The organism is Streptomyces sp. NPDC032940 (assembly GCF_040636935.1).
Lineage (GTDB): Bacteria > Actinomycetota > Actinomycetes > Streptomycetales > Streptomycetaceae > Streptomyces.
Map to the genome: position 1 here is coordinate 1 of NZ_JBEZVJ010000057.1, position 18515 is coordinate 18515.

18 protein-coding genes are annotated in these 18515 nt (G+C 72.7%); 10 read left to right on the plus strand and 8 right to left on the minus strand.

The features are described 5' to 3' along the window. Positions 1–112 precede the first annotated feature (112 nt). The 5 genes from AB0E77_RS33405 to AB0E77_RS33425 all read right to left on the minus strand — a co-directional run bounded on the left by AB0E77_RS33405 (position 113) and on the right by AB0E77_RS33425 (position 7891). A complete protein-coding gene (locus AB0E77_RS33405) occupies positions 113–475 on the minus strand; it encodes a DUF3099 domain-containing protein (RefSeq protein ID WP_361578516.1) in 363 nt (120 codons plus the stop codon). A gap of 163 nt (positions 476–638) precedes the next feature. Then, entirely contained in the window at positions 639–2357 is a 1719-nt protein-coding gene (locus tag AB0E77_RS33410; protein ID WP_361578519.1) for a ubiquinol-cytochrome c reductase cytochrome b subunit, read from the minus strand. A 408-nt stretch (positions 2358–2765) separates the two neighbouring features. Beyond that, positions 2766–4319, minus strand: coding sequence for an FAD-dependent oxidoreductase (locus AB0E77_RS33415; protein ID WP_361578522.1), 1554 nt, complete (start codon positions 4317–4319; stop codon positions 2766–2768). Positions 4320–4418: 99 nt separating this feature from the next. Then, on the minus strand, positions 4419–5879 hold the full coding sequence (gene pcaB, locus AB0E77_RS33420; RefSeq protein WP_361578525.1) for a 3-carboxy-cis,cis-muconate cycloisomerase: 1461 nt from the start codon (positions 5877–5879) through the stop codon (positions 4419–4421). Further along, positions 5876–7891 (minus strand): FAD/NAD(P)-binding protein, encoded by a 2016-nt coding sequence (locus AB0E77_RS33425; RefSeq protein ID WP_361578559.1) that lies wholly within the window; start codon positions 7889–7891, stop codon positions 5876–5878. Before AB0E77_RS33425 ends, pcaB begins: the two co-directional genes overlap by 4 nt. A 300-nt stretch (positions 7892–8191) precedes the next feature. On the opposite strand from AB0E77_RS33425, the gene AB0E77_RS33430 reads away from it, so the two are divergent. From AB0E77_RS33430 to AB0E77_RS33475, 10 genes are all read left to right on the plus strand, one after another. Continuing rightward, entirely contained in the window at positions 8192–8821 is a 630-nt protein-coding gene (locus AB0E77_RS33430) for a hypothetical protein (protein WP_361578528.1), read from the plus strand. Then, a complete protein-coding gene (locus AB0E77_RS33435; protein WP_053666114.1) occupies positions 8818–9003 on the plus strand; it encodes a hypothetical protein in 186 nt (61 codons plus the stop codon). Before AB0E77_RS33430 ends, AB0E77_RS33435 begins: the two co-directional genes overlap by 4 nt. Before the next feature lie 476 nt (positions 9004–9479). Next, positions 9480–10460 (plus strand): mevalonate kinase, encoded by a 981-nt coding sequence (gene mvk, locus AB0E77_RS33440; RefSeq protein ID WP_361578530.1) that lies wholly within the window; start codon positions 9480–9482, stop codon positions 10458–10460. Then, complete coding sequence (mvaD, locus tag AB0E77_RS33445; protein WP_361578532.1) at positions 10450–11499, plus strand: diphosphomevalonate decarboxylase; 1050 nt, start codon at positions 10450–10452, stop codon at positions 11497–11499. The genes mvk and mvaD overlap by 11 nt, the downstream gene beginning before the upstream one ends. Then, entirely contained in the window at positions 11496–12632 is a 1137-nt protein-coding gene (locus tag AB0E77_RS33450; RefSeq protein ID WP_361578535.1) for a phosphomevalonate kinase, read from the plus strand. Before mvaD ends, AB0E77_RS33450 begins: the two co-directional genes overlap by 4 nt. Further along, entirely contained in the window at positions 12629–13720 is a 1092-nt protein-coding gene (gene fni, locus AB0E77_RS33455; RefSeq protein WP_361578538.1) for a type 2 isopentenyl-diphosphate Delta-isomerase, read from the plus strand. Before AB0E77_RS33450 ends, fni begins: the two co-directional genes overlap by 4 nt. Beyond that, the gene (locus tag AB0E77_RS33460) at positions 13717–14778 is read left to right on the plus strand and encodes a hydroxymethylglutaryl-CoA reductase (protein WP_361578541.1); all 1062 of its coding nucleotides are present in this window, start codon (positions 13717–13719) and stop codon (positions 14776–14778) included. Before fni ends, AB0E77_RS33460 begins: the two co-directional genes overlap by 4 nt. Before the next feature lie 3 nt (positions 14779–14781). Beyond that, entirely contained in the window at positions 14782–15951 is a 1170-nt protein-coding gene (locus AB0E77_RS33465; protein WP_361578544.1) for a hydroxymethylglutaryl-CoA synthase, read from the plus strand. Positions 15952–16103: 152 nt separating this feature from the next. Continuing rightward, positions 16104–17117 carry a ketoacyl-ACP synthase III gene (locus tag AB0E77_RS33470; RefSeq protein WP_361578547.1) on the plus strand — a complete coding sequence of 338 codons (1014 nt, stop codon included), beginning with the start codon at positions 16104–16106 and terminating at the stop codon, positions 17115–17117. A gap of 64 nt (positions 17118–17181) precedes the next feature. Next, positions 17182–17772 carry a malonic semialdehyde reductase gene (locus tag AB0E77_RS33475; protein ID WP_361578550.1) on the plus strand — a complete coding sequence of 197 codons (591 nt, stop codon included), beginning with the start codon at positions 17182–17184 and terminating at the stop codon, positions 17770–17772. Positions 17773–17805: 33 nt separating this feature from the next. Here AB0E77_RS33475 and AB0E77_RS33480 read toward each other — a convergent pair whose 3' ends face one another. The 3 genes from AB0E77_RS33480 to AB0E77_RS33490 all read right to left on the minus strand — a co-directional run. Then, a complete protein-coding gene (locus AB0E77_RS33480; RefSeq protein ID WP_361578553.1) occupies positions 17806–18078 on the minus strand; it encodes a DUF6059 family protein in 273 nt (90 codons plus the stop codon). Positions 18079–18183: 105 nt separating this feature from the next. Next, the gene (locus AB0E77_RS33485; protein ID WP_361578556.1) at positions 18184–18321 is read right to left on the minus strand and encodes a surface protein; all 138 of its coding nucleotides are present in this window, start codon (positions 18319–18321) and stop codon (positions 18184–18186) included. Between the two features lie 22 nt (positions 18322–18343). Continuing rightward, on the minus strand, positions 18344–18515 hold a 172-nt coding region (locus AB0E77_RS33490), incomplete at its 5' end, for an adenosylhomocysteinase (protein WP_361578562.1).

Genomic DNA, 18515 nt, shown 5'->3' on the forward strand with positions numbered 1-18515 from the left:
GGGCACGGAGACCGACCGCCTCGACCGGCACGTGTGGGTCGGCGCGAAGGACGGCCCGGACTGGATGACCTGGATCGCTCGGCGATCCAGCGGGGGCTGCGGCGTGCCGCGGTCAGGCCGCCGTGTTGCGTTCCGGCGGCAGGATCAGGGTGGGCTCGAGGACGACGCGGGCGGCGGGAGCGGGCTCCTCCCGCACCCACACCACCGCATGCCGTGCGCCCCGCTGCTGGCGCCAGTGGGCCTGCGCGACCACCACGGCGACGTACGGGATGAGGACCGCGCCGGCCAGGGCACAGACCGCGACCACGGGCCAGCGGCTCCAGGTGGCGGCCATCACGACCACGCAGGCGGTGCGCACCAGCATGGCGATCAGATAGCGGCGCTGGCGGCCGCGCAGATCACGCGTCAGGCCGGTGCGCGCCCGGGTGATGGACTCGGCCCGGGAGGATTCCCGGCGCCAGGGGGTTGTCGTCATCGGGCCTCCGTGGACACTCCGGCGCGACGGCCGGAAGCGGATGGGAACGGGACCTGTGCGGCGGTGTGTCTGTCCCGCGGTGAAACGACGGCGGCGCGGGTGACCGTCCCCTGGTCTCCCGCGCCGCCCTCACTGGCCCGGCCCTCTGCGGTGTGCCGCCGGGTCAGAGCACTTTCTGGTCCGACTCCCGTTCACCGGCCGTGCGCTGTGCGCCGATCTCCGGGTGTCCGCCCGCCGAGCCGTGCCCGTCGAGCGCGTGTGCGCCGTGCTCCCGGGCCTGCTCCAGTTCCGCCGGGGTCGGCTTCGCGATCTGCTCGCCGTACAGCCAGCGGCTGAGCTTGTAGCGCAGCATCTCCTTGCGGAAGCGCGGGTTGGGCACGCCGTCCTGTTCCCGCTGCGGGGCCGGGAGCGGCTTGTAGTCCTCCCGGGCGAGCAGCTTGTACTCGTGCCAGGCGTCGAGCGGCTCGTGCACCTCGACGAACTCGCCGTGCGGCAGCCTGCGGATCCGTCCGCTCTCGCGGCCGTGCAGCAGCTTGTCGAGCTCCCGCCGCTGCAGTCCGAGGCAGAGCCGCTTGGTGACGACGTAGGTCAGCGCCGGGACCAGGAAGACGCCGATCCGGATCGACCAGGTGATCGCGTTCAGCGACAGGTGGAAGCGCTCGGCCAGGATGTCGTTGGCGCCGCCGAAGAACAGCACCAGGTAGAGGGCGACGAAGGCGCAGGCGAACGCGGTCCGCGTGGGGTGGTCGCGCGGCCGGTCGAGGAGGTGGTGCTCCCTCTTGTCGCCGGTGACCCAGGCCTCCAGGAACGGCCACAGGGCGATCACCGCCATCATCAGCGTGGGCAGGATGACGGCCGGGACCAGCAGGCCCATGTTGATGGTGTAGCCGCCCCAGATCGTGAACTCCCAGGCCGGCATGGCGCGCAGGGCGCCTTCGAGGAAGCCCATGTACCAGTCCGGCTGGGATCCCTGGGAGATCTGGTCCGCCCTGTAGGGGCCGTACGTCCACACGGCGTTGATCTGGGCGACGCCGGCGAGCAGCGCCAGCACACCGGTGACCAGGAAGAAGAAGCCGCCGGCCTTGGCCGTGTAGTGCGGCATCAGGGGCTGGCCGACCACGTTGTTCTCGGTGCGTCCCGGTCCCCGGAACTGGGTGTGCTTGTGGTAGAAGACCAGGATCAGGTGGACGGTGACCAGGGCGAGGATGGTTCCCGGGAGCAGCAGGATGTGGAAGCTGTAGAACCGGGGGATGATGTCCTGGCCCGGGAACTCGCCGCCGAACAGGAACATCGCCAGGTAGGTGCCCACCACCGGGATGGCGAGCGTGATGCCCTGGGTGATGCGCAGGCCGGTGCCGGAGAGCAGGTCGTCGGGGAGCGAGTACCCGACGAAGCCCTCGAGGGTGACCAGCACGAGGAGGCTGAAGCCGATCAGCCAGTTGGCCTCACGCGGCTTGCGGAACGAGCCGGTGAGGAAGTGCCGCAGCGTGTGGACGCACAGGGCGGCCACCATGACCAGGGCCGACCAGTGGTGCAGCTGCCGGATCAGCAGCCCGCCGCGCACGTCGAAGGAGACGTTGACGGTGGATTCGTAGGCCCGCGACATCGGGATGCCCTGCAGCGGGGCGTACGACCCGTCGTAGACGGTCTCGGCCATGCTCGGGTCGAAGAACATGGTGAGCCAGATGCCGGTGAGAAGCAGCATGATGAAGCTGTAGAGCGCGATCTCACCGAACATGAACGACCAGTGGTCGGGGAACACCTTGCGGATCAGGAACCGGAAGTTGTAGATCCCGAGCCGCCCGTCCGCCCAGTCGGCGATGCGGACGCCCCTCGACTCCTCGGTGCGCGCACCCGGCGGCGCCGTTTCGGTCGTGCTCATACCCGCGCACCCTCCCTTCGCCGCTCGGTCGTCACCGGCACACCCGCTCCGGCCGGAAGACGGCCGGCGGTCGGGGTGGCCTGCCGCGGCGCAAGCGGGCCCGTGCCTTGGAGCAGCTGGAACGCTACCGACGTGCGACGCGGCTGGACAACCGCTCTCGAGCCTAAGCTCTGTCTCAACTCAAGCGTTTCTCGAGCGAGTTGCGAGTGACCAGAGTGCATATCGCCCCTCATGTTGCTCAACTGGGTCGGTTCTGAAGGCTTGTTATGAGTGCCGTGCGGGCGCGCCCCACTCAAGTTCGCCTTTCTCGGCACCAGTTGACTTTCTTGTGTCATAGAGGAAGCGTATGGCCGCGCTCCGCGCGGCCTGCGGCCGGGTGTGGCCTGCGGCACGCCGCTGCGGCGGTGCTCATGACTTGCGCCGGTCACAGGCGGGTGCCGCGGCCGGCCACTGCGCGGACGACCCCGCGGCGGGTGTCCACCGCGCGGAGCCGGTGGACACCCCGATGGCCGGTGCGGGCGCGCCGGCGGCACGCCGCCGGCGCGCGTTCGGGCCGTGGGTGGTGCTGGGCGGTTCCGCGGTGAGCGGGGCTCGGGCGCCGCGGCACGCGGCCCGTACCGTCGCCGGCCGCAGCGCCGAGGCGGACGGGGGCGCGGCCTGGAGCAGTCCGAGCAGCAGGGCCGCCGCGGACGGATCGGTGGCCGCGGCCGCCGCTATCCGGGCCGTGTACCGCCCGCCGAGCCGGGCGCGCCAGCCGGCCCCCGGGTCGTGGTCCCCCTCGGCGGCGCGCAGGGCGAGGGTGCTCGTCCGCCAGACGGGGGCCAGCCGGTGGGCGAGGGCCCTGCGTAACCGGTAGCCGAGGCCGATCGCCGTGCCGTGCGCGGCCAGCATCTGGTCGAGGACGAGGGCGCACTGCACCGCGATCGTCATGCCCTGGCCGTGGGCCGGGTCGAGGGCGGCGAAGGCGTCACCGACGACGAGGAACTGGTCGGGCCAGCGGCGCAGCTTCTCGTAGTGGCGCCAGCGGGGCCCGGTGGGCGCGCAGGTGTAGACGGGGCCGAGCGGGGTGGCGGCCTCGAGGACGTCGCGCAGCAGGGGGTGGCGCAGGGCGCCGGCGGCGCGCAGAAGGCCCGCGTGGTCGGCGGGCGGGCCGGCGCCGTCGCCGGTGCACACCGACACCGACCAGCGGCCGCCTTCGACGGGGTGGAGCACGCCCCGGCCCGGCCGGCCGGGCGCGGGCATGAGCAGCAGGCTCTTCCAGTCGGCGACATGGCCGACGGGCGGCGCGTACAGGGCGGTGGCGACGCCGGTACGGGGCTCGGACACCGTCTCCCCGGGCGCCTCGTAGCCGAGTTCGGTGAGCCACTGCGGGGCGCGCGAGCCGCGTCCGGTGGCGTCCACCACGAAGTCGGCCGATATCAGGCGCCGGGCGCTCCGGCCGTCCTGTGCCCTGCGGTCCCGGCCGCGCACCCAGACGCCGGTGACGGTGTCGTTGCGGCCGGGCTCCAGCGCGACCGTCTCGTGCTCGGGCAGGAAGGTCACCCTGGGGTCGGCGTGCAGCCGGTCGCGTATCACCGAGTCGATCAGGTCGCGGCCGGCGCTCAGCACGGACAGGTCCGGGCCGGTCCGGGGCAGCCAGCCGCCCGGACCGAGCAGCAGCATGTCCTCGGGCATCCGTACGCGCACCGCCCCGGCGGCGGCCAGTTCCCGGCCCAGGCCGGGAAAGAGCTCCTCGAGGCCCTGCTGGGCCGCGTCCGTGAGGGTGTGGGTGTGCCGGGCCTGGGGCACGCCCCGGCGCCGCCCGGTGCCGCGGGGCACCCAGTCGCGCTCGACGACGGTGACCCGGTCCATGAAGTTGGCCAGGGCCCGTGCCGCGGTGAGCCCGGCGATGCCCGAGCCGATGACCACGGCGTGACCGTGACCGCCGCCAAGGCCGTCGGAGTACTGCGCGTCCTGAGTCAACTCTCCTGCCCCCTCTGTATGTTGCGCTTGCATCATGCGCGGAGAGCCCGTCCGTGGGGCAGGGGTTCAGGCCACCGGAATGAGGAGTTCGAGGGGCGCTCAAGCGGGTCCCGAGAGGGTTTCGAGCGGCGGCGCGGGCGCGCGGTCCGGTGCGGTGAGCGCCCGGTCCACCAGGGGGCCGGCGACGCCGGTGTAGCCGTCCGGGTCGAGCAGGGCGCTCGCCTCGCCGCGGCTCAGCACCCCGGCGAGCTCCGGCAGTTCGGCGAGGACGGCGGCCAGCGGCCGGCCGGTGGTGCCGGCGAGCAGCGAGGCCCGGGTCAGCAGCTCCTTGGCGGCCGTCCTGCCGACGCGCGGCGCGAGAACGGCCGAGACCCGCTCGGACACCAGCTGCCCGCCGGTCGCGGCGAGGTTGGCGCGCATCCGCTGCGGGTGCACGGTGAGCCCCCGGGCGAGTTCGACGGCCGTGTGCGCGGCGCCGCCGGTGAGCCGCAGGGCCTCGCGCAGCGGCTGCCACTCGGCGTGCCACAGTCCGGCCGAGCGCTCGTCCTCGGCGGGCAGGCACTGCAGGAGTACGGAGGCCAGGGCGGGCACCTGGACGGCGGCGGAGCGGATCAGGGTGGCGAGCACGGGGTTGCGCTTGTGCGGCATCGCCGAGGAGGCGCCCCGGCCGGCGACCGAGGGCTCGGCGACCTCGCCGATCTCGGTGCGGGTGAGCACCAGCACGTCCGCGGCGATCTTGCCGAGGGCGCCGGTCGTGTGGGCGAGCGCGGTCCCGAGGTCGGCGACGGGGGTGCGCAGGGCGTGCCAGGGCAGGAGGGGGACGGCCAGGGACGTCTCGGCGGCGAAGGCGGCGCCGAGTTCCTCGAGCACGGCCGCGGGGTCGGCGTCCTCGCCCGCGTACTGGAGGTAGCCGGCCAGGGTGCCGGCCGCGCCGCCGAGCGCCACCGGCAGGCCGCCGTCGGCGATCCGCTCGAGGCGCTCGGCCGCGTCCAGGACCAGCCGGTGCCAGCCGGCCGCCTTGAGCCCGAAGGTCGTGGGGACGGCGTGCAGGGCGAGGGTGCGGCCCGCCATCACGGTGTCCCGGTGCTCGGCGGCGAGCTCGGCCAGGGCGGCGGCCGTTGCCCGCAGGTCCGCGACGATCAGGCGCAGGGCGCGCCGGGCCACCAGCATCGCGCCGGTGTCGAGGACGTCCTGGCTGGTGGAGCCGCGGTGCACGTACTCGGCGGCGGCCGGGGAGCGCTCCGCCACCACCGAGGTCAGCGCCTTGACCAGGCCCACGACCGGGTTCGCGGTCTCCCGTGCGGCCAGGGCGAGTTCGCGTACGTCCAGCAGTTCCGCGCGGGCGGCGGCCGTGATGGCCTCGGCCGCGTGGGCGGGCACGGTGCCGCAGCGGGCCTGGGCGCGGGCCAGGGCCGCCTCCGCGTCGAGCATGGCCTGCAGCCACGCGTCGTCGCCCACGGCCGCCTCGACGGGGGTGCCGGCCCGCACCGGGGAGAGCAGCCCGGCGTCGAGGTGGCCGGGCGGGGCGGCGGGCCGTGGGTGTTCCTGCGGGGAGGTCATGCGCTCGCCTTCATGATCGGAGGGGGTTCCGGGGTGGTGTCCGTCGCGGGGACCGTGGCGAGGACGGGCCGGGGTGCGGCCGCCTGCGCGACGGTGAGGACCGCCGCCGCGATGGCGTCGGAGTCCTCGAGGGTGACCGAGCCGACGCCGGGCCTGATGCCCGCGGCGGTCACCCAGTGCACGGACTCGGTGGGCACGCCGAAGGCGAAGCGCCGCGGGTGCGGCACGTCCCGGGCGTCGATCAGGTGGTACGGCCGCTCGGAGACGGCCAGTCCCCCGGTCTCGTAGTCCGCGCCGGCGTCCGCCGTGGGGCCCGGGATGCGGTACGGGCGGCACTGTCCGGTGCGCAGCAGCTGGTTCATCAGCGGGTCGGCGGTGCGCCGCAGGTCGATCTCGGGCAGCCGGGCCTCGATGAGGACCGTGGCCGGTACCCGTACGTCCGCTATCGCCCCGGAGGTGCCGATGAAGCAGGGGCCGGACTCGTCGTGCGTGCCGGTGGCGACGCGCAGGTCGGGGCCGGTGACCTCGAGGACGCCGGCGTCGATGAGCGCGGCCATCTCCTCGATCCGGGAGGCGGGCGGGCCGATGGACAGGTAGGCGTTGAGCGGGGTGTACCAGCGGTCGAGGTCGTCGCGGTGGGAGGCGGCGGTCAGGCCCGCGTGGTCGACGGCGAGCCGCAGTTCGTTGCGCAGGTCCCGCAGGACGTCGAGCGCGGCCTTGACCGGTCCGCCGACGTTGCCCTGGCGGGCCAGCCGGACGTCGTCGTCCAGGTGTCCGCGCAGCCAGTCGCGGAAGGCGGCCAGGTCACCGAAGACGCGGCTGCCGTAGGGGCGGGCGACGCGCTCCCAGTCCCAGCGGTCGGCCGCGTCGATCCCGGCCTGCGCCAGCAGCCGGTCCTCGTCCGGGCCGGGCTCGGCGTGCAGATACCGTTCGGTGAACTCCTCGGTCGCCGGGGCGGGTTCGCCGCGCTCCGCGAGCAGGGCCGCGTAGTAGACGGCGCACACCTCCTTGGAGATGAGCGGCCACAGGTCGGCGGCGAAGTCGACGGCCCCGCCGTGGGTGTCCCGGGCGCGCAGTGACGCGATGTACCCGGGCGTCAGCAGCCGGGGGAAGTGGCGGCCGAAGGCGCCCTTCTGGTTCTCGCCGCGCGCCTGGTAGGGCACACCGCGCCGGGATCCGGCGTACAGGCGCGGCTCACGGCCGGAGGGCCGGTAGACCAGGCGGCCGCCGTCCCGGGTGAAGACTCCGCCCCGGCCGTGGGTGAACAGCGCCATGTAGTCGAAGAAGTTGAGTCCGAGTCCGCGCAGCAGCACGCTCTGGCCGGGCCGGACGGAGGACAGGTCCACGTCGGCCGGGTTGGCCGGCGGGATGTACGTCAGCCCGTGCCGGGCGGCGAAGCCGGCCAGCTGCCGTTCGGTGGCGGAGGGCCGGGCCGGGACATGGCCCTGGGCGAGGACGACCGCGGACAGTCCGGTCAGCCGGGTGCCGTCCTCGAGGGTGACGGTCTGCGGACCGGCGTGCCCGGCCTCGGCGTCGGCGTCCTCGAGGGCGACGGCCCGTACGGCGTGGGTGCGTACCGTCACGTGCGCGGCGGCGTTCGCGACGACCCGCCGGAAGGCCCAGGTCAGGTAGGAGCCGTAGAGGGCGCGGGTGGGATAGGTGTCGGGTCCGAGAGCGCGCGCCTCGGCGAGGACCTCGTCGTCGTGGCCGTCTTCCCCAGCGGGCTCGAGGGTGCCCAGTTCCAGGGCCTTGGCCCACTCGTACAGGCTCGGCCCCTCCTCCAGCGGACCGTCGATCCGGACGCTGGCGTCGGTGTAGACCGTCACCTGGGAGGCGACCGTGTTCATCAGCAGGTGCCGGGACTGGGTGGGCCGCCACACTCTGCCCGAGCCCGGCGGGCCGGGGTCGACGACGTGCACGGTGACGGTGTCCCAGCGGGGCGACTTCCGTTCCTGCGCGCAGAGCCGTTCCAGTACGGAAAGGCCCCGGGGTCCGGCGCCGACGAGACACACCTCGAGGTGTGCCGCGGAAGACTGAGCGGCCGTCGTCGCGAGCGGGCCTGCGGGGCGTCGGGCGCTCACTGCGCGTTCGCCTCCGTGTGTACCGTCCACAGTTCCTCCTTTCTGCGGCCACCGTCGGTGCAGGCGCTCAACGGGAGCTCGGTTCCGGGTGGAAGCCGCCTGGAGGATCCGGTGCGGGAGGGCCCCCGAACGAGCCTGTATCGAGACTCGAGTCGCTCGTCGGGTAATAGGGGCTGTTCGTCCGAGAGGTACAGCGGTTGCGGGGCCGAGACGCCTCGTGAAGGAGCTTCGATGAAGTCTCAGCCATGCCCCAGGAACCACACTCAGGAAAGCCGCGCCGCCGCCGGGTCCGTCCTCTGCGCCGACTGCGTCAGAAGGGTGGAACGCGGCCTGCGGGTACTCCCCGGTCTTCATCAGGAATGCCTGCACCAGGTGTCGCCGACGGGGCGGCGAACGAATCCGACCAAGGTGTCGGGAAGCCGCACGAGGGACCATCTGGATATCTCCGCGCTCGACGCCCGCCATAACGTCGCCACGATTCTCGAGTCATGGTCGGCAATGGTGGTGGAAAAGCTGGGTGCGACCGCGCCGCCGCGTACGGTGTCTGGCTGGTCGCGGTTTCTCGCACTGCACCTGGCGTGGCTCGCCGGCCAGCCTCCGGCGGCCGACTTCGCGGACGAGATCGAGGGCCTCGTCACCGAACTGAGCCGGACCATCGATCCCGAACCCGGTGCTCTCCACACGCTCATCAGGCAGTGCATCGTGGACGACTGTCCGGGCACGATCAGCGCCTCTCCCCGGCGCGGCGGCGGTGCCGGACGGAGCACCATCACCTGCTCGTCGGGCCACGCGTGGGAAATGTGCGAGTGGCTGAGTCTCAGGAAGCTCATGGAGCGGCAGCGGAAGGGTGTCAACGCGTGATCAAACCACCGAGCCACCGGCTCGTCCCCACCAAAGTGGCCGCACTCGCCGTGGGCGTCTCCGAGGCGACGATCCGCAAGTGGGTGAGCCGCGGGAAGATCACGCGCTACGGCGCTCCGCACCGTCGCTCGGAGTTCGACATCGAGGAACTCACGGAGATCGCCCTTCAGCGCCGGCCCTGACCCGCCCGCCCCGACCGCCCCGAAGGACCCGGTCCGATAACCCGGCCTGCCCGCCGCGGCTGCGACAAGCAGCCGCGGCTGTGCCGTTTTCACGGGTCCGGACTTTCTCCGAGTTCGCTTGCGAGCCTGTGGGCGTCCGCTCGAAATTCGCTGGAATTCCGCTCGACCGTTCCTTCTCCGCTGATGGGCCCGCATTCCCGTCGGAAGTGACCCACGTCACTGCCGACGCACTCTTGGACGCGGCGTCGGTCCCGTGTCACTATCTACCCACGTCCACCCTGCCCAAATTTCTCTGCACGGCGGTGGATCGTGTATCGCGCCGGACGGTTTTCCGAAGCACGGATGCCTTCGCTCACGTCCTGGCGCCATTTCCTTCTCGGAACTCTGGACACCCGGTCCCCGTGACCGGGTGATCTCCATGCGTAAAAAGACATAGGGAGCTGAGTGCGTTGACTCTACCGACCTCAGCGGAGGGGGTGTCAGAGATCCACCGGGCCCGCTCGGTCGGCATCGGCCGCGCCCACGCCAAGGCCATCCTCCTGGGGGAGCACGCGGTCGTCTACGGAGCTCCGGCGCTCGCTCTCCCGGTTCCGCAGCTCACGGTCACGGCCAGCGCCGGGTGGTCCTCCCGCTCCGCCGACAGCCAGAGCGACCTGTCGTACACGATGACCGGCTCTCCCTCGCGGGCGATGGTCACCCAGGCCTCCGACGGTCTGCGCCGGCTCACCGAGGAGTTCAAGGCGCGGCTGGGCGTGACCGGCCGGCCGCACCTCGACGTGATCCTCGACGGTGCGATCCCGCACGGCCGGGGCCTGGGCTCCAGTGCGGCCAGCTCGCGGGCGATCGCCTTCGCCCTCGCCGACCTGTTCGGGCGCGAACTGTCCGAGGCCACCGCGTTCGAACTGGTGCAGACGGCCGAGAACATGGCGCACGGCAGGGCCAGCGGCGTCGACGCCATGACCGTCGGCGCGCTGCGCCCCCTGCTGTTCCAGGCGGGCCGGACCCGGGAGCTGAGGCTCGGCTGCGACGGGTTGTTCATCGTCGCCGACAGCGGCGAGCTGGGCAGCACCAAGGAAGCGGTCGAGCTGCTGCGGGACGGGTTCCGCCGGCGCCCCGGAGCCCAGGAGAGGTTCGTGGGCCGGGCGACGGAGCTGACCGAGGGCGCCCGGCAGGCCCTCGCCGACGGCAGGCCCGAGGAACTCGGCTCGCGGATGACGGACTATCACTCCCTCATGCAGGCGGCCCGGCTGAGCACCGGCCTGATCGACACGCTGGTCGACGCAGCGCTGCGGGCCGGCAGCCTCGGCGCCAAGATCACCGGCGGTGGTCTCGGCGGCTGCCTGATCGCACTGGCCCCGCCCCAGCGGGCCCGTGAGGTGACCCGGCGCCTGCACGAGGCGGGCGCCGTCCAGACGTGGGTCGTACCGCTGAAGGGGCTCGACAACCATGCTGCGTGAACCACAGGCCACCGTGCCGCCGCTGGCGCGGGACACCGCCACGGCCGCCACCGCGGTCGCCCATCCGAACATCGCGCTGATCAAGTACTGGGGCAAGCGCGACGAGCGTCTGATCCTGCCCTGGACCGACAGCCTGTCGATGACCCTGGACGTCTTCCCGACGACCACCCGGGTCCGGCTGGACCCCGAGGCCGCGCACGACGAGGTGACCCTCAACGGCGAGCCCGCGACCGGCGAGGCGCACCGCCGCGTCGGCGCGTTCCTGGAGCTGGTGCGGGAGAGGTCCGGGCTGTCCCAGCGGGCCGTGGTGGACACCCGCAACACCGTGCCCACCGGAGCCGGCCTGGCGTCCTCCGCGAGCGGGTTCGCCGCCCTCGCCGTCGCGGCCGCGGCCGCGTACGGGCTCGGCCTCGACGCCACCGGGCTGTCCCGTCTGGCGCGGCGCGGCTCCGGGTCGGCCTCGCGGTCGGTCTTCGGCGGCTTCGCCGTCTGGCACGCCGGCCCGGCGGACGCCGCGGCCACGCAGGCGGACCTCGGCTCGTACGCGGAGCCGGTGCCCACGGCGGACCTCGATCCCGCCCTGGTCGTCGCCGTGGTCAACGCCGGACCGAAGGCCGTCTCCAGCCGGGAGGCCATGCGCCGCACCGTCGACACGTCGCCGCTGTACCGGCCGTGGGCCGACTCCAGCAGGGACGACCTGGCGGACATGCGGGCCGCGCTGGGCCGCGGCGACCTCGAGGCGGTCGGTGAGATCGCGGAGCGCAACGCGCTCGGCATGCACGCCACCATGCTGGCGGCACGGCCCGCGGTGCGGTATCTGTCGCCGGCCACGGTCACCGTGCTCGACCGTGTGGTCCGCCTCCGGCGGGACGGGGTGCCGGCCTACGCGACCATGGACGCCGGCCCGAACGTGAAGGTGCTGTGCCGCCGTGCGGACGCCGCGCGGGTGGCCGACGCCGTCCGCGAGGCCGTACCGGACGGCACGGTGCTCGTCGCCGGGCCGGGGCCCGGTGCCCGTCTGCTGAACGAGGACGGATGATGACGCCGCGGCGCACGGTGGTCCGGCACGCGCCGGGCAAGTTGTTCGTCGCGGGCGAGTACGCGGTGGTGGACCCGGGCAACCCGGCGATCCTGGTGGCCGTCGACCGGCACATCACCGTCACCGTGTCCGACACCGGCACACGCTCCGGCTCCGCCGGGGCCGCCGTCGTGATCTCCAGCGACCTCGGTCCCGGGACGGTGCCCTGGCGCTGGTACGAGGACCGGCTGGTCCCCTGCGGCGCGGACGACGACGGACGGGCGCGCGGCGCCTTCGCGCACGTGGTGTCGGCGATCGAGACCGTGGGCCGGCTGCTGACCGAGCGCGGACTGTCCCTGCCCACGCTGAGCGTCTCGGTCAGCAGCCGGCTGCACGACAACGGCAGGAAGTACGGGCTGGGTTCGAGCGGCGCGGTGACGGTGGCGACCGTCGCGGCCGTGGCGTCCTGCTGCGGACTGAAGCTGTCGGCCGACGAACGGTACCGGCTGGCGATGCTGGCCACGGCGCGGATCGACCCCAAGGCGTCCGGCGGTGACCTCGCCGCCAGCACCTGGGGCGGCTGGATCGCCTACCAGGCGCCCGACCGGGCCTTCGTCCTCGACCTGGCCCGGCGGATCGGCGTCGACCGGACGCTCGGCGCGCCCTGGCCGGGTCACTCGGTGCGCCGGCTGCCGCCGCCCGACGGCCTGTCCCTGGAGGTCGGCTGGACCGGGGAGCCCGTCTCCACGGCGGCGCTCGTGTCCGACCTGCACCGCAGGAGCTGGCGGGGCACCGCCTCGCACCGGAGGTTCGTCGAGACCACCAACGGCTGTGTGCGCGCCGCGACCGCCGCGCTCGAGGCCGGTGACCGCGAGGGCCTGCTGCACCAGGTCCGCGCGGCCCGCGAGGAGCTGGCCCGCCTGGACGACGAGGTGGGGCTCGGCATCTTCACGCCCAGGCTGACGCGGCTGTGCGAGGCCGCCGAGGCCGTCGGCGGCGCGGCCAAGCCCTCCGGGGCGGGGGGCGGCGACTGCGGTATCGCCCTGCTGGACGCCGGGGCGTCACGGGACATCTCTCACGTACGGCAACGGTGGGCCACGGCCGGGGTGCTGCCCCTGCCCATTCGTCCCGCCCTGGAAGGGATCGAGGAATGAGCGCTCAACGCAAGGACGACCACGTCCGGCTCGCCATCGCGCAGCAGGACGACCCCCGCGGGGTCAACCAGTTCGACGAGGTGTCGTTCGTACACCACGCCCTGGCCGGCATCGACCGCCCCGACGTGTCCCTGGCCACGGCCTTCGCCGGGATCTCCTGGCCGGTGCCGATCTACATCAACGCGATGACCGGCGGCAGCGAGAAGACCGGCATCATCAACCGGGACCTGGCCATCGCCGCCCGGGAGACCGGGGTGCCGATCGCGTCGGGCTCCATGAACGCCTACATCAAGGACCCGTCGTGCGCCGGCACGTTCAGCGTGCTGCGCGAGCAGAACCCCGACGGGTTCGTCATGGCCAACGTCAACGCGAACGCGACGGTCGAGAACGTGTGGCGTGCCGTCGACCTCATCCGGGCCGACGCCCTCCAGATCCACGTCAACACCGCGCAGGAGACGGCGATGCCGGAGGGCGACCGGTCGTTCTCCTCCTGGGCCGGGACGATCGAGAAGATCGCGGCGGCCGTCGACATCCCCGTGATCGTCAAGGAGGTCGGCAACGGGCTGAGCCGGCAGACCGTCCTGGCGCTGAAGGACCTCGGGGTCTCCGTGGCGGACGTCAGCGGCCGGGGCGGCACGGACTTCGCCCGTATCGAGAACGGCCGCCGGGATCTGGGCGAGTACGCGTTCCTGCACGGCTGGGGCCAGTCCGCCCCCGCCTGCCTGCTGGACGCGCAGGACGCCGGGCTGCCGCTGCTCGCCTCGGGCGGCGTCCGCGACCCGCTCGACGTGGCCCGCGCCCTGGCGCTCGGCGCGCACGGCGTCGGCGCGTCCGGCGGGTTCCTGCGCACCCTGCTCGACGGCGGCGTGGACGCGCTGATCGCCCAGCTCACCACCTGGCTCGACCAGCTGGCGGCGCTGCAGACGATGCTCGGCGCCCGCACCCCTGCCGACCTCACGCACTGCGATCTGCTGATCCACGGTTCCCTTCGGTCCTTCTGCGCCGACCGGGGCATCGAGACCGGCCCGCTCGCCCGGCGTTCCAGCGTCGCCGAGGCCGCCCACGACACGACGGGAAGCACTTCATGACCGACACGCACGCCATAGCCGGGGTCCCGATGCGCTGGGTGGGACCCCTTCGCATCTCCGGGAACGTCGCCGAGACCGAGACCCAGGTGCCGCTCGCCACCTACGAGTCCCCGCTGTGGCCCTCGGTGGGCCGCGGCGCGAAGGTCTCCATGCTGGCGGAGAGGGGCATCGTCGCCACGCTCGTGGACGAGCGGATGACGCGTTCGGTGCTCGTCGAGGCCACGGACGCGCAGACCGCGTACACGGCCGCGCAGACCATCGACGCGCGCATCGACGAACTGCGCGAGGTGGTCCGCGGATGCAGCAGGTTCGCCCAGCTGATCGGCGTCCGGCACGAGATCAACGCCAATCTGCTGTTCATCCGGTTCGAGTTCTCCACCGGTGACGCCTCCGGCCACAACATGGCCACCCTCGCCTCCGACGTGCTGCTCAAGCACCTGCTGAAGACGGTCCCGGGCATCTCCTACGGGTCGATCTCCGGCAACTACTGCACGGACAAGAAGGCCACGGCGGTCAACGGCATCCTCGGCCGCGGCAAGAACGTGGTCACGGAGCTGCTCGTGCCGCGCGAGGTGGTCGAGAACGTCCTGCACACGACGGCCGCCAGGATCGTCGAGCTGAACATCCGCAAGAACATGCTGGGCACCCTGCTCGCCGGCGGCATCCGCTCGGCGAACGCCCACTTCGCGAACATGCTGCTCGGCTTCTACCTGGCGACGGGCCAGGACGCGGCCAACATCGTCGAGGGCTCCCAGGGCGTCGTCATGGCCGAGGACCGCGACGGCGACCTGTACTTCGCCTGCACCCTGCCCAACCTGATCGTGGGCACGGTGGGCAACGGCAAGGGCCTGGGCTTCGTGGAGACGAACCTGACCCGGCTCGGCTGCCGGGCCGACCGCGCCCCCGGGGAGAACGCCCGCCGGCTCGCCGTCATCGCGGCGGCGACCGTGCTGTGCGGTGAGCTCTCCCTGCTCGCGGCGCAGACGAACCCGGGCGAACTGATGCGTGCGCACGTCCAGCTGGAACGCGACAACAAGACCGCAAAGGTTGGTGCATAGGGCATGTCCCTCTCCATAGGAATCCACGATCTGTCGTTCGCCACCACCGAGTTCGTCCTGCCGCACACGGCGCTGGCCGCCTACAACGGCACCGAGATCGGCAAATACCACGTGGGCATCGGCCAGGAGTCGATGAGCGTGCCCGCCGCCGACGAGGACATCGTGACGATGGCCGCCGCGGCCGCGGCTCCGATCGTCGCCCGGCACGGCACGGACCGGATCCGCACGGTCGTCTTCGCGACGGAGTCGTCGATCGACCAGGCCAAGGCCGCCGGTATCTACGTCCACTCCCTCGTCGGGCTGCCCTCGGCGACCCGGGTCGTCGAGCTCAAGCAGGCCTGCTACGGCGCGACGGCGGCCCTGCAGTTCGCCATCGGCCTGGTGCGGCGCGACCCCGCCCAGCAGGTCCTGGTCATCGCCAGCGACGTCTCCAAGTACGACCTGGACAGCCCGGGCGAGGCGACGCAGGGCGCGGCGGCGGTCGCCATGCTGGTGAGCGCGGACCCGGCGCTGGTGCGCATCGAGGACCCCTCGGGCCTGTTCACCGCCGACGTCATGGACTTCTGGCGGCCCAACTACCGCGACGCGGCCCTGGTCGACGGCCAGGAGTCCATCGGCGCCTATCTGCAGGCCGTCGAGGGCTGCTGGAAGGACTACTCCGAGCAGGGCGGCCGCTCGCTCGAGGACTTCGCCGCCTTCTGCTATCACCAGCCGTTCACGAAGATGGCCTACAAGGCCCACCGCCACCTGCTGAACTACTGCGGCCGCGACACCGACAAGGACGCGGTGGCGAGCGCCATCGGGCGGACCACGGCGTACAACACGGTGATCGGCAACAGCTACACCGCGTCCGTCTACCTGGGCCTGGCCGCGCTGCTCGACCAGGCCGACGACCTGTCCGGCCGCTCCGTCGGCTTCCTCAGCTACGGCTCAGGCTCCGTCGCCGAGTTCTTCGCGGGGACCGTCGTCGCCGGGTACAAGGAGCATGTGCGGACCGAGGCGAACCGCGAGGCGATCGACCGGCGCAAGCCGGTCGACCACGCCGAGTACCGCACCCTGCACGAGCACCGGCTCCCGTCCGACGGCGGCGACCACTCCAACCCGGCGCAGACCACCGGGCCCTTCCGGCTGGCCGGGATCAGCGGCCACAAGCGCGTGTACGAGAAGCGCTAGAGACCGCACCGCACGCCGTAGCACCCTCCGGGCCCGTACGCGGGCGGCCCCGCCGTGGGCCGCCCGCGTACGGGCCCGTCGCGGCCGCGCGCCCGCCGGCGCCGGCCCTGTCGCACACCCATGCACCGACCATGTGAGAGGAGGGCAGCCGCATGAACGACGCAACGATCCTCGGTACGGGCAGCCCCATACGAGACGTCCGGATCCTCGGTACTGGTGCCTATGTGCCGGAGCGGATCGTCTCGAACGACGAAGTGGGTGGGCCGGCCGGAGTCGACGACGCCTGGATCACCCGCAAGACGGCCATCCGTGAGCGCCGCTGGGCCGCCTCCGAGCAGGCCACGTCGGACCTGGCCACGGCCGCGGCCCGCGCCGCGATGGAGGCGGCCGGCATCACCGCCGACCAGCTGTCCGTGATCGCGGTCGCCACGTCCACGCCGGACCGGCCGCAGCCGCCGACGGCGGCCTACGTCCAGCAGAACCTCGGCGCGTCCGGAACGGCGGCGTTCGATGTGAACGCGGTGTGTTCCGGCACGGTGTTCGCGCTCTCCGCGGTCGGCAGCGTGATCCTGCGCCGGGGCGGCTACGCGCTGGTCATCGGCGCGGACGTGTATTCGCGGATCCTGGACCCGGCCGACCGCAAGACGGTGATCCTGTTCGGGGACGGCGCCGGTGCGATGGTCCTCGGTCCGACGACGCGGGGTCCGGTCGTGCGGCATGTCGCCCTGCAGACCTTCGGCGAGCTCTCGGGCCTGATCCGGGTGCCCGCGGGCGGCAGCCGCCTGCCTCTCGACCACGACGGTCTGGACGCCGGGCTCCAGTACTTCGCGATGGACGGGCGAGAGGTGCGCCGCTTCGTCGTGGAGGAGCTGCCGCGGCTGGTCGGGGCGTTCCTCGACGAGGCCGGCGTCAAGCCCGAGGACGTCGCGCACTTCATCCCGCACCAGGCCAACGGCGTCATGCTCGACGAGGTCTTCGCGGACCTGGGCCTGCCGCACGCCACCATGCACACGACGGTGGCGACCTACGGCAACACGGGGGCCGCCTCCATCCCGATCACCCTGGACGCGGCCGTCCGCGCGGACGGCATCCGCCCGGGCGAGCTGGTCCTCATGGCCGGCTTCGGCGGTGGCATGGCCGCGAGTTTCGCCCTGGTCGAGTGGTGACCCGGCGGCCTCCGGGCCGTCCCAGAAGCTGATCGACGACTCTCATCGAGAAGGTACGCAACCCATGTCCCTCGTTCTTGACCCCGCCGCCCAGGACCTGCTGTTCCGTGAGGCCCGCACCCCGCAGACCTTCACCGGCGAGCCGGTGACCGACGAGCAGGTCCGGGCGATCTACGATCTGGTGAAGTACGGCCCCACCGCCTTCAACCAGAGTCCGCTGCGCGTCACCCTGGTCCGTTCCCCGGAGGCCCGCGAGCGCCTGGTGAAGCACATGGCGGAGGGCAATCAGCGCAAGACGGCCACGGCCCCGCTGGTCGCGATCCTGTCCACGGACAACGAGTTCCACGAGGAGCTGCCGCGGCTGCTCCCGCGTTTTCCGCAGGCCAAGGACGTGTTCTTCGCCTCCCGCGAGGTCCGCGAGCGCTCCGCCCAGCTCAACGGCGTCCTGCAGGCGGCGTACTTCCTCATCGGCATCCGCGCGGCCGGCCTGGCCGCCGGACCGATGAACGGCTTCGACTACCCCGGTGTACAGGCGGAGTTCCTGGACGACGACCACACTCCGCTGCTGGTCGTCAACATCGGCCGGCCGGGTCCCGACGCCTGGGGCGAGCGCGCTCCGCGCCTCGGCTTCGACGAGGTCGTCACGGCGGTGTGACCCGGGCGGGGGCCGGCCGGGGGGGCCGGCACCTCAGCCGCTGTCGGGGGTCCGGTGTTCGGCGTAGCGGGCCGGCCACAGTTCGCGCAGGATCCGCAGCTCCTCGTCGGAGAGCGGTACGTCCTCGCGCACCCGTTCGGGGTGGGCGGGCGGCGGTCCTCCGGGCCGCTGCCGCAGCGGCTCGGTGGCCCCGACGTGGTGTACGAAAGGATCGTGTGCGGCCCCGAAGGCCACCAGGGATTCCCAGAGCCGTCGTACGAGATAGTCCGACAGCGCCCGCCGGGCACCCCGCAGCCACCGTTTCATGTCCGCTGCCCTCTGCCCCTTCGCTCGTGGTCTCCTCCACAGGCTCCCAAGGTCCGCTCGTGGACCGGTGGAGAACGGCCACCGCCGGGGTGCCGGTCTGGTATGTCAGTCGATGCCGCGCACCACGTGGGGCTCCCGCAGCTCGTCCTCGTCGATTCCGGCGAGCAGCAGCGGCGGTGTGGACGGAGAAGAGCCCGTCAGCTCGTCCGAGGGCCTGTTGTCCTCCTTGTTGGTGTCGTACATCTGCTCCTCCTGCCGGTCAGGGTCAGTAGCGGTAGTGGTCCGCCTTGTAGGGGCCCTCGACCTTCACGCCGATGTACTCGGCCTGCTCCGGGCGGAGCATGGTCAGCTTGACGCCGAGGGAGTCGAGGTGGAGGCGGGCGACCTTCTCGTCCAGGTGCTTGGGCAGCACGTAGACGTCGGTCGGGTACTCGTCG